This is a genomic window from Candidatus Allofontibacter sp., from assembly GCF_038145245.1.
In the GTDB taxonomy this organism is placed as follows: domain Bacteria; phylum Pseudomonadota; class Alphaproteobacteria; order Pelagibacterales; family Pelagibacteraceae; genus Fontibacterium.
Genome location: NZ_JAYQPI010000005.1, coordinates 36,617 through 48,219, shown reverse-complemented (window position 1 = coordinate 48,219; position 11,603 = coordinate 36,617). Strand labels below are relative to the sequence as shown.

Genomic DNA, 11,603 nt, shown 5'->3' with positions numbered 1-11,603 from the left:
TAATGCTTTAAAATATCTCATTGTTTAAAATGATAATTAATTATAAGTATTATTAATTAAAATCTACAATGAATGTCCATAAGGTAAATAAAGTAATAATTATTGGCTCAGGTCCTGCTGGATATACAGCTGCAATTTATGCAGCAAGAGCAATGCTTGAACCAATCTTAATTGCTGGTTCGCAACCTGGTGGTCAATTAACAATCACTACTGATGTTGAAAATTTTCCAGGATTTGCAGACGTAATTCAGGGTCCTTGGCTGATGGAACAAATGAAAGAACAGGCTTTAAAGGTTGGAACAAAATTCATTGAAGATCATATCTCTGCAGTTAATTTTAATAAAAAACCTTTTGAAATAATTGGAGACTCTGGAACTCATTATTTTGCTGAAAGTGTGATTATTTCAACTGGTGCACAGGCGAGATGGTTAAATTTAGACTCAGAGGAAAAATACAAAGGATTTGGTGTTTCTGCTTGTGCAACTTGTGACGGTTTTTTTTATAAAAATAAAGATGTTGTTGTTGTGGGAGGTGGAAATTCTGCAGTTGAGGAATCTTTATTCCTGACAAATTTTGCAAAAAAAATAACACTCGTTCATAGAAAAAGTGAACTAAAAGCAGAAAAATTATTGCAAAAAAAATTATTTTCCCATCCAAAAATCAATGTGATTTGGGATAGCGTCGTTTCGGAAATTATTGGAACAGAAAATCCTAAGGGTGTTACTGCTGTTAAATTAAAAGATATAAAAACAAATAAATTCACTGAATTACAAACTCATGGTCTTTTTGTTGCAATCGGACATGACCCAGCAACAACTTTGTTTAAAGGGCAGATTAATATGGATAGTAATGGTTATATAATAACTCAACCTGACTCTACAAAAACTAATATACCAGGTGTATTTGCTGCAGGAGATGTAAAAGATAAACTATATAGACAAGCCGTTACAGCAGCTGGAATGGGATGTATGGCTGCTCTTGAGGCCGAAAGACATTTATCTAATCCTTAAGACTATTTTAGACTTTCGCAAAAACTTTTAATCTTTATTACTGCTTTTTCTAAAATTTGCATTGAAGTTGCGTAAGAGATTCTAAAATAGCCTTCCAGCCCAAAAGCTGATCCTTGAACAATCGCAACTCCAGTTTCTTCTAATAGATAAGTTGCAAAATCTGTGTCATTCTTAATAATTTTTCCACTTGATGTCTTTTTATTCATTAATTTTTTACAATTTGGAAAAACATAGAATGCCCCCTGTGGATTAACACAAGTGAGTCCAGAAATATTATTTAAAGAACTAACGACAAAATCTCTTCTTTTTTTAAATTCTAAAGCTCTTGAACTTATAAAGCTTTGATCTCCATTAAGAGCCTCAACTGCAGCTGCTTGACTAATAGAAGATGGATTAGTTGTCGATTGTGATTGAATTTTTTGTATTGCTTTTATTAGAGATTTTGAACCCGCAGCATAACCAATTCTCCATCCTGTCATTGCATAAGCTTTGCTCACTCCGTTTACAACTAAAGTTCTGTCTTTTAAAGAATCATCTATCTCTAAAATATTTACAAATTTTGAATCATTCGCTCCTTTATCTTGATAAAGAATATGTTCGTAAATATCATCTGTTAAAATATTTACATTTTTATGATTTTTTAAAACTTTAACTAAGTCGACTAGTTCAGATCTTGAATAGCACATACCAGTAGGATTGCCTGGGGAATTTAAAATAAACCATTTTGTTTTATTTGTTATTAATCTATCAAGTTGATTAGCAGAAATTTTAAAATCACTTTGCTCGTCGCATTCTACAAATTTTGGTGTCCCCCCCGCTAATAGAACCATGTCAGGATATGAAACCCAATAAGGCGCTGGAATAATAACTTCATCACCCGGGTTAATCGTTGCAAGAATACAATTATAAATTACCTGCTTACCTCCTGTGCCAACAGTAATATTGTCAACATCAAAACTTAGATTATTTTCTCTTTTAAATTTACTAACAATTGCTTTTTTTAACTCCGGTGTTCCATCAACAGCAGTATATTTTGTTTGACCACCTTTAATTGCATTAATTGCTGCTGCTTTTACATTATCTGGAGTATCAAAATCAGGTTCTCCAGATGCAAGTGCTATTACTTCTCTTCCGCTTTCTTTTAGTAATCTCGCTTTCTGCGTAATTGCAATTGTTGGAGATTCTTTTATTCTCGATAAAGAAGTTGATAGTATAGACATTTAAATTAATTGTATTTTGAAATATGCAAAATCTTTCGGAAACTAATATATTAGAAAAATCAAACACGAAAGAACTTTCTTTAAAAAAATTAGAGGGTGGAAAAAAACTTCAATTAATAACTGAATACTCCCCTGCTGGCGATCAACCAAAGGCTATTTCTTTTTTAAAAACAGAAATATTAAATAATAAAAAAAATCAAGTTTTGCTAGGCGTAACTGGTTCTGGAAAAACTTTCACAATGGCTAAAATTATCGAAGAATTAAATCGTCCTGCTTTAATTCTTGCTCCAAATAAAACTTTAGCAGCTCAGTTATATGGTGAGATGAAAAATTTTTTTCCTAATAATGCTGTTGAATATTTTGTTTCTTATTATGACTATTACACTCCAGAAGCTTACGTTCCAAGATCTGACACCTACATAGAAAAAGAGGCCTCTATAAACGAACAAATTGATAGAATGAGACATTCAGCAACTAGATCTCTTTTGGAAAGAGATGATGTAATAATTGTTTCAAGTGTATCTTGTATATACGGATTAGGATCAGTCGACTCATACAGTAAAATGACTTTAATTTTTAAAAAAAATGAAAGTTATGAAAGAGATAAAATTATTAAAGGACTTGTTGAACTTCAATATAAAAGAAATGATCAAAATTTTCATAGAGGAACTTTCAGAGTTAGAGGAGAAAATATAGAAGTCTTTCCTTCACATTATGAAGATGAAGCATGGAGAATTACAATTGAAGACAATAAGATAATACAGATTAAATCTTTTGATCCGCTAACCGGAACTGACAATAAAGAAATTAATTTAATAAAATTATATGGAAATAGTCATTATATCACTCCTAGGCCAACAGTAGAGAAAGCAATAAAAGAAATAAAAAAAGAATTAATTGTTGTTTTAGAAAAATTTAGAAATGAAAAAAAACTTTTAGAAGCACAAAGACTGGAAGAGAGAACTAGATATGATCTAGAAATGATCGAAGCCACAGGGAGTTGTGCCGGAATAGAAAACTATTCAAGATTTTTGTCGGGAAGAAACCCTGGAGAACCACCACCAACATTGTTTGAGTATCTTCCAGATAAGTGTTTAGTATTTGTTGATGAAAGCCATGTTACTATTCCACAGTTAAACGGAATGTATAAAGGAGATTTTACTAGAAAAAAAACTTTATCTGATTATGGATTCAGACTTCCTTCTTGTATGGATAATAGACCATTAAAATTTGAAGAATGGGATATGATGAGACCGCAAACAATTTTTGTTTCTGCAACACCAAGTGAATGGGAGTTAAAACAAAGTAAAGGAGTTTTTGCGGAACAAATTATAAGACCAACTGGATTGATTGATCCTCAAATTTTTATCAGACCTGCTAAAAATCAAGTAGATGATTTATTAAATGAATGTATTGCTGTTTCTAAAAATAATCAAAGAGTACTAGTAACAACGCTTACAAAAAAAATGGCCGAAGATTTGACTGAATATTTAGATGAAAACGGAATCAAAGTTCGTTATATGCATTCAGACATTGATACGCTTGAAAGAATAGAAATTATAAGAGACTTAAGGTTAGGCATATTCGATGTTTTAATTGGCATTAATCTATTAAGAGAAGGATTAGACATTCCGGAATGTGCTCTTGTTGCAATCTTAGATGCTGATAAAGAAGGTTTTTTAAGATCCGAAATATCTTTGATACAAACTATTGGGAGAGCAGCTAGAAATATTGATGGCAAAGTTATCTTATATGCAGATAAGGAAACGATAAGTATACAAAAAGCCATTAACGAAACTAACAGAAGAAGAACTAAACAAATTGAATACAATAAAAAAAATAAAATAACTGCCCAATCCATCAAATCAAAAATTAATGACATTTTAGAAGGTGTTTTTGAAAAAGATTATGTTACTTTTAATAATGACATTCCAATTGGTGATAATCTTAAAAAGCATTTGAAAATGCTTGAAAAAGAAATGAAAAAAGCCGCTGATAACTTAGAATTTGAGCAAGCAGCAAAAATAAGAGATGAGATTAGAAAACTTCAAGAAAGAGAATTAGAAATTAATATGAGTAGCAAAATTAAAATCTATAATGATGGTATAAAAAAAGAATTAATAGGTAGATCAACCCAAGGTAGGGCTGGAATGACTGCAAAAAAAATCAAATAAAATGAATAAAAATATTTTAATTACAGGATCCTCACAAAGAATTGGAAAAGAACTATCTTTATATTTTGCAAGAATGGGATGGAATATTGCAATTCACTTTAATAAATCAAAAAAGCAAGCTTACACCCTTAAAAAAAAAATAAAAAATTATGGAGTAAAATGTATTTGTATTAAAAAAAATCTTATAAATATAAAATCAATAAAAAGTATAATTACTTCTGCCAAAAAAAAATTAGGAGATATTGATTGCATAATTAATAATGCTTCTATCTTTAATAATGATAATATTTTAGACTTTAATGATAAAAGCTGGGATGAACATATAAAAATTAATCTTTTAGCTCCCGTTATTCTAATTAAAGAATTTTCTAAAATTAAAAATAAATCTCAAAATAAATCTATTATAAATATTCTTGATCAAAGAATATTTAAACTAACTCCATATTTTTTTTCTTATACAATTAGCAAAACAGGTCTACATACAGTAACAAAAATTGCAGCAATGAAATTAGCTCCATCAATCAGAATTAATGCGATTGCTCCAGGCCCAGTCTTAAAAAACAAAAGACAAACTCAAAAACATTTTAATAAACAATCAAAAAATACTTTGCTTGGTAAGGCTGTTAGCGTTGAAGACATATGTAAAACTGCTTATCTTTTAGCAAATAGTAAAACAATAACTGGTCAGGTTATTGCCGTAGATAGCGGACAAAGTTTAAATTGGAAAACTCCAGACATCATTGGAACTAATGAATAAGACCAATATTATAAAGCTTTTCAAATATAAAAAAAAATTAAAATCTAAAGAAGTAATCTTTATTAAAAATTATACTTGTAATGCAATTATTGGTTACCATGCTTTTGAAAAGCGCAAGCCTCAAAAATTAAGATTTAATATTGAAGTTTTAAATAAACAAAGAAAAGTAATTGATGGAAATATTAATTCTGTTCTTAACTATGAAGAAATTATTAATAAAATTAATTTTTTTTTAAAAAAAAAATATAATTTTTTAGAATCATTTGCGAATGATTTTATTTACGAAATTTTTAAAAATCCAAATATTTTAAACATTAAAATAAAAATTGAAAAATTAGATATAATTAAAAATACAGAATCTGTTGGAATAGAATTTTTTAAATCAAGAAATGATTATGAAAAACTTTGAACAAGGAAAAAAAATCATAAAAAATATAATCCAATTTTTACCCGACGGTCCTGGGGTTTATAAGATGTTAGATAGTCAAAACACTATTATTTATGTAGGAAAAGCAAAAAACTTACCAAATAGAATAAACAGTTACATTTCATCCTCTTATTTACCAATAAGAACTGAAAGAATGATTTCAAATACAAAAAATCTAGAATTTATTTCAACACAAAATGAAGCTGAAGCACTGCTTCTTGAAGCTAATTTAATTAAAAAAAATCAGCCTCAATACAATATATTACTAAAGGATGATAAATCTTTTCCTTATATTCAGCTAACCAAGTCACATAAATTTCCTCAATTAACCAAGTTTAGAGGCAAACAAAATAAAAATGATATTTTCTTTGGTCCCTTTGCCTCTCCTAGCTCTGCAAGTTGGACAATCAAAACATTACAAAAAGTATTTTTATTAAGAGTGTGTGACGACTCAACTTTTAACAATAGAAAAAGACCATGTATTTTGTATCAAATTAAAAGATGCTCAGCTCCATGCACAAATGAAATCAACGAAAACGATTATAATAAACTTGTTATGGATAGTATTAATTTTTTAAATGGAAAATCTGCTCTTATTCAAAAAAAACTTTCTAAAGAGATGGAAATTCAAAGTAAAAAATTTAACTACGAAAAAGCAGCAACTATTAGAGATAGAATAAAAGCGTTAACTCAAATTCAATCTTCTCAGCAAGTTAATATAAATAATTTTAATAATGCTGATTTAATTGTTGCATTTCAAAAAAATAACATCACATGCATTGAAGTATTTTTTTTTAGATCTAAACAAAACTGGGGCAATCAAGCTTTTTTTCCAAAACATGACAAAGATGATAGTATAGACGAAATTATTTATTCATTTCTAATTCAATTTTATGAAAATAAAATCCCACCAGAAGAAATTATTTTAAACAAACAAATTAAAGATTTAAATCTTGTTAAAACTGCCTTGGAAAAAAAATATAATAAAAAGATCAATATAAAAACTGCAAAAAATAATAATGAGGAACTTTCTATTAAATTAGCTGTTAAGAACGCACAATTAGCTCTAGAAAAAAAATTATTAGAAAATGAAAAAAATGATCATTTTTTATTATTAATTAACAAAGAATTTAATTTGGGTTTTAGCCCAAGTTTAATTGAAGTTTACGATAACAGTCACGTTCAAGGATCTAATGCGGTTGGAGCTTTTATTGCATTTGGAAAGAATGGATTTATTAAAAAAAAATATAGAAAATTTAACATATCAAAGACAAATATTAATCCTGGAGATGATTATGGAATGCTAAAGGAAGTTCTTTCGCGAAGATTTGCAAAAATTAAACCGGATAACAAAGATGAATTACCTGATTTAATTATAATTGATGGTGGAAAAGGGCACTACAATATAGCTAGAAAAATTTTAAATGAACTCGGACATTTTAGTTTGAATATAATTGCAATTGCAAAAGGAGAGAGAAGAAACCAAGGTAATGAAACCTTTTTTTATAATGATCAAAAAATTAAAATAAATAATAATGTTTTATTATTTTTCTTACAAAGATTACGCGATGAAGCTCATAGATTTGCTATCTTTTCACATAGAATTAATCGAAAAAATGCCTTTACTCAATCTGCGCTTGATAAAATTGAGGGTATAGGAAAAAAAAGAAAAAAATTACTATTAAACCACTTTGGTTCTGTAAAATTAATTGAGAGTGCAAGCATCGTAGATATCAAAAAAATTGATGGAATAAGTGATTTAGTTGCAAATAAGATTTATAATTTTTTTAATAAAAATAGTTTAATATCAAAAAAATGAAAATTCCCAATATTTTAACAATCGGAAGAATTCTTATTGCGCCTATATTAGTAGGCGTTTTTTATATCCCAGGAGAATTAAGTGATTGGTTAAGTTGCTCAATATTTGTATTGGCTGCTTTTACAGATTACCTCGATGGTTTTTTTGCAAGGTTATATAAACAGCAATCAAAATTTGGAGAATTATTAGATCCTATTGCGGATAAAGTTTTAGTAGCAACTGCGCTCTCCCTTTTAATAATGAATCAAATTATCAAAGATATCCATGTAGTTGCAGCAATAATAATAGTTACAAGAGAAATCTTAATTTCAGGACTCAGAGAATTTTTGGCAAAAGCACAAATTTATATTCCTGTAACAAATTTATCTAAAGGAAAAACTATTATACAAATGATAGCTATTTCTATTTTATTAGCTGGTACAAGCGGAGATAAATTTTTATTTAATTATGGAATTCAATTAGGGATATATTTACTTTGGATGTCTGCAATATTAACACTTTGGACAGGATACGCTTATTTAAGAAAAGGAATAGATCTTATTGATTAATTATTTTTATTAACTAGTTTTGAGTAATTATCATCTAATTTTTTAATCAAATCAACTACTGTAAACTTAACATCTCCAATTTGAGATACAGGAGTTACTTCTGCTGCAGTACCTGTTAAAAAACAACCATCAAATTTATTAAGTTCATCAATTTTTATTTTTCTTTCCAAAACTTTAATCTGGAGTTGTTTTGCTATTGTTATAATTGATCTTCGAGTAATTCCGTCTAAGAAAGAATCGGCTATTGGAGTATGAATTTCATTATTTTTAGTATTAATAAAAAAAATATTTGCTCCTGTTGCTTCTGCTATATTACCTTGATAGTCCATCATTAAAGCATCATGATAACCATTTTTTTCAGCTTCATGTTTAGATAAAGTTGAAATCATGTATAAACCTGATGCTTTGGTATCCCAAGGAATAGAGTCTGGTGCTGGTTTTTTCCATTTTGAAATGTCCAGTCTAATTCCTTTAATTTTTATTTGTGGATCAAAATAAGATCCCCATTCCCATGTCGCTATAGCTAAATGAATCCTATTTTTTTGCGCAGATATAGCCATCATTTCACTCCCTCTCCATACAACTGGTCGCACATAACCACTCTTAACATTCTGCACTAAAATTATTTCTTTACATGCATTGTCTATTTCATCTGCAGAATAGGGAATCTTCATACCCATCCTATTTGCTGAATGAATTAGCCTATCTGTATGTTCTCTTAATTTAAAAATCTCTCCATTGTAAACTCGCTCCCCTTCAAACACGCAACTAGCATAATGAAGCCCATGGCTCAGAATATGTAAATTAGCATCTTTCCAATCCACGAGTTTTCCGTTGTACCAAATTTTTCCTGATCTTTTATCAAAAGGGATTGGTTCCATTAAAATCTAAAGTAATAAATAATTAAAATTGTATTGGTAAATAAGTAAAGTAGATATGTCAATAAAACTGACATACAATATAATTTTAAAAATGAAAGATCTTTTATATTTAAGAGAGAAGAGTCTAAAAGAAATTATTGAACTTATTTTTCAAGCTTACATAGATTCATATTCCGATCCACATGAAGTACTAAAAAAAAATTCTTTTGGTAGAGCGCATCATCGATTGCTTTGTATTATAGAGGGAAATCCTAATATTAGTATTGCTGACATATTAAGAAAATTAAAGATTACTAAACAAAGCTTAAGTAGAGTCCTGCAAGATTTATTAAAAAAAAATATTATAACTCAAAAAAAAGGAACAAAAGATGGAAGACAAAGAGAACTGATTTTAACTGAAAAAGGTAAAAAACTTTGCGAAGAAATATTTAATAAACAAAAAAAAAGAATAATTAACGCGCTAAAAAATTCAAGTTCAGATGAAGTTTTAAATTTTAAATCAATAATGAAAAAAATAATTTATGGATAGTTCAAAGATACATATTTTGATTGTTGATGATGATGATAAGATCAGAGATCTATTAAAACAATATTTAAAAAATAATAATTTTTTTGTATCAACAGCAATCAATGCTACTGATGCTGAAGAAAAATTAAAAATTGTCAAATTTGATCTGGCAATTATTGATATAATGATGCCAGGCAAAGACGGTTTGCAGCTTACAAAAGAAATTAGAGAGAATATTGATTTACCTATAATTCTTCTTACAGCAAAAGGAGAGGCCGAAGACAGAGTAAAGGGATTAGAGTTAGGAGCAGAGGATTATTTACCAAAACCATTTGAACCAAAAGAACTTTTGTTAAGAATTAAAAATGTAATTAAAAGAATTAAAAAAGAAAAACCTATTTTAACGCCAATTAAAATAGGAAAAGCCAATATTAACATTAAAAAAATGGAAATTCAAAAAGACAAAAAAATAATAAAGATTAATGCTAGTGAAAAGTCTTTACTAGAAAACATGATTAGCTCCGCAGGAAAGATATTTTCCAGGGAAGAAATATCTAAGATCACAAACTTAACACAAGAAAGAAGCATAGATGTTTTAGTTACAAGATTAAGACAAAAAATTGAACCAGATCCAAAAAATCCAAAGTATTTACAAACAGTCCGTGGTACTGGGTATGTTTTGTGGTTAGATTGAAATGTTAAGAAAAATATTTCCTAGAACTTTACTTTTTAGATCGCTATTAATTGTAATAGCTCCCATAATACTTATTCAAATTGTTGTTGGTGGAGTTTTTTTTGATAGCATTTGGTATAAAACAAATAGAGGTTTAGTTAGATCAGCTGCTAATGAAATAAATACTTTTTTAGCTCTTTATCCGGAATTTAAGCAAAAAAATAAGAGTAATGAATTAATTAATATTTATAAAGATAAAAATGGAACAATAATCTCAGTCAAAAAAGAAAACCAGCAACTTCCATCTACAGAAACGATTAAATGGTACAGTTTATACGACAAAATTGTTCTTGAAGAATTCACAGATAAAATAAAAAATCCATACTGGCATAACGTAAGATTTAGTAGTTCATATGTTCAGGTATTAGTTCTGTTTAATAAGAATGAAGTAATAGAATTTTTAGTACCTAAATCAAAAATAAGATCTACATCAGGTAGAATATTTGCTCTTTGGATCACAGTGCCTTCATTAATATTTCTATTCATTTCAATAATTTTTCTGCGAAATCAAATAAAGCCTATCATTTATCTTTCGGAGGCCGCAGAAAAGTTTGGCAAAGGACAATTTGATAGTGATTTTAAAGTGTCAGGAGCTCTTGAAATTAGAAAAGCCTCTTATGAATTTGAAAAAATGAAAAGAAGAATTTTAAAACATATAAGCCAAAGAACGGCCATGCTATCAGGTATTAGCCACGATCTTAAGACACCTCTAACTAGATTAAAATTACAAATCGAACTTTTAAACAAAAATCAAAAATTAAATTCATTAAAAGAAGAAATTATTGAAATGGAAAAAATGATTAATGAATATCTCGACTTTGCAAGTAATCAATACTCTCAACCTATAGAAAAATTTAATATAGTACAATTAATTCAAAATTTAATTAATAAAAGTTTTAAAAAGAATATAAAAATAAAAAGCCCTAAAAATTTAATACTCTCTGGAAGAAAAAATCTTATTAGAAGATGTATTGCTAACATTATAAATAATTCTCAAAAATATGCAGAAAATATTTTAATTACTTGTAAAAAAATAAAAAAAAATATTTTAATTAACATTGATGATGATGGCCCAGGAATCGCAGATGAATATAAAGAAAAGGTATTTAGACCATTTTATAGAGTAGATAAGTCAAGATCTCTTAAAGAAAGCAATGTTGGATTAGGTCTTTCAATTGTAGAAGATATTGTTAATTCTCACGGTGGCACCGTAAAACTATTCGACAATCCTAAGGGCAAAGGACTTAGAGTTACCTTATCTTTTCCTAACTAGTTTCCTTAATCTTTTTATTTCTAAATTTAACTTATTTATTTTAATTTTTAATTCCTTTAAATCTTTTTCTGAAGAGTTATTAAATTGGTGCATAATTTTTTCTTTTTTAAACTGAATAATAGTACTTATTTCTTGCTTTATATCTTTCGCAGTTAAAATTCCTAATTGAAATAAATTTATAAAATCATTGAGAATTTTTTTATAATTATTCATATATTCTTCTTGATGATATAGTTATAAATAATTCTGGAAT

General features: G+C 28.0%; 12 protein-coding genes. 9 read left to right on the top strand and 3 right to left on the bottom strand.

All coding sequences use genetic code 11. The features are described from left to right. Positions 1 to 68: 68 nt before the first annotated feature. Positions 69 to 1,010 (top strand): thioredoxin-disulfide reductase, encoded by a 942-nt coding sequence (gene trxB / locus AC8IGH_RS01970; RefSeq protein ID WP_507419038.1) that lies wholly within the window; start codon positions 69 to 71, stop codon positions 1,008 to 1,010. Between the two features lie 2 nt (positions 1,011 to 1,012). Here trxB and AC8IGH_RS01965 read toward each other — a convergent pair whose 3' ends face one another. Continuing rightward, the gene (locus AC8IGH_RS01965) at positions 1,013 to 2,230 is read right to left on the bottom strand and encodes a pyridoxal phosphate-dependent aminotransferase (RefSeq protein WP_507419037.1); all 1,218 of its coding nucleotides are present in this window, start codon (positions 2,228 to 2,230) and stop codon (positions 1,013 to 1,015) included. A 23-nt stretch (positions 2,231 to 2,253) separates the two neighbouring features. Between AC8IGH_RS01965 and uvrB the strand changes: the two genes are divergently transcribed. From uvrB to pgsA, 5 genes are read left to right on the top strand one after another with little or no spacing between them, the layout of a single operon-like run. After that, the gene (gene uvrB / locus AC8IGH_RS01960) at positions 2,254 to 4,404 is read left to right on the top strand and encodes an excinuclease ABC subunit UvrB (protein ID WP_507419036.1); all 2,151 of its coding nucleotides are present in this window, start codon (positions 2,254 to 2,256) and stop codon (positions 4,402 to 4,404) included. Beyond that, on the top strand, positions 4,385 to 5,161 hold the full coding sequence (locus tag AC8IGH_RS01955; protein ID WP_507419040.1) for an SDR family oxidoreductase: 777 nt from the start codon (positions 4,385 to 4,387) through the stop codon (positions 5,159 to 5,161). The genes uvrB and AC8IGH_RS01955 overlap by 20 nt, the downstream gene beginning before the upstream one ends. Further along, on the top strand, positions 5,154 to 5,570 hold the full coding sequence (locus AC8IGH_RS01950; RefSeq protein ID WP_507419035.1) for a dihydroneopterin aldolase: 417 nt from the start codon (positions 5,154 to 5,156) through the stop codon (positions 5,568 to 5,570). The genes AC8IGH_RS01955 and AC8IGH_RS01950 overlap by 8 nt, the downstream gene beginning before the upstream one ends. After that, entirely contained in the window at positions 5,557 to 7,407 is a 1,851-nt protein-coding gene (gene uvrC, locus AC8IGH_RS01945) for an excinuclease ABC subunit UvrC (RefSeq protein WP_507419034.1), read from the top strand. The genes AC8IGH_RS01950 and uvrC overlap by 14 nt, the downstream gene beginning before the upstream one ends. Further along, complete coding sequence (pgsA, locus tag AC8IGH_RS01940; protein WP_507419033.1) at positions 7,404 to 7,955, top strand: CDP-diacylglycerol--glycerol-3-phosphate 3-phosphatidyltransferase; 552 nt, start codon at positions 7,404 to 7,406, stop codon at positions 7,953 to 7,955. Before uvrC ends, pgsA begins: the two co-directional genes overlap by 4 nt. Here the strand turns inward: pgsA and AC8IGH_RS01935 are convergent. Then, complete coding sequence (locus AC8IGH_RS01935) at positions 7,952 to 8,836, bottom strand: branched-chain amino acid aminotransferase (protein ID WP_507419032.1); 885 nt, start codon at positions 8,834 to 8,836, stop codon at positions 7,952 to 7,954. The genes pgsA and AC8IGH_RS01935 overlap by 4 nt on opposite strands. 91 nt (positions 8,837 to 8,927) lie before the next feature. Between AC8IGH_RS01935 and AC8IGH_RS01930 the strand changes: the two genes are divergently transcribed. Genes AC8IGH_RS01930 through AC8IGH_RS01920 form a run of 3 tightly spaced genes read left to right on the top strand, consistent with a single transcriptional unit; the run spans position 8,928 to position 11,350 of the window. Then, a complete protein-coding gene (locus AC8IGH_RS01930; RefSeq protein ID WP_507419039.1) occupies positions 8,928 to 9,365 on the top strand; it encodes a MarR family winged helix-turn-helix transcriptional regulator in 438 nt (145 codons plus the stop codon). Further along, positions 9,358 to 10,038 carry a response regulator gene (locus AC8IGH_RS01925; protein WP_507419031.1) on the top strand — a complete coding sequence of 227 codons (681 nt, stop codon included), beginning with the start codon at positions 9,358 to 9,360 and terminating at the stop codon, positions 10,036 to 10,038. The genes AC8IGH_RS01930 and AC8IGH_RS01925 overlap by 8 nt, the downstream gene beginning before the upstream one ends. 1 nt (position 10,039) lies before the next feature. After that, on the top strand, positions 10,040 to 11,350 hold the full coding sequence (locus AC8IGH_RS01920; RefSeq protein WP_507419030.1) for a sensor histidine kinase: 1,311 nt from the start codon (positions 10,040 to 10,042) through the stop codon (positions 11,348 to 11,350). Here the strand turns inward: AC8IGH_RS01920 and AC8IGH_RS01915 are convergent. Further along, entirely contained in the window at positions 11,333 to 11,563 is a 231-nt protein-coding gene (locus AC8IGH_RS01915) for a hypothetical protein (RefSeq protein WP_507419029.1), read from the bottom strand. The genes AC8IGH_RS01920 and AC8IGH_RS01915 overlap by 18 nt on opposite strands. Positions 11,564 to 11,603: the final 40 nt, after the last annotated feature.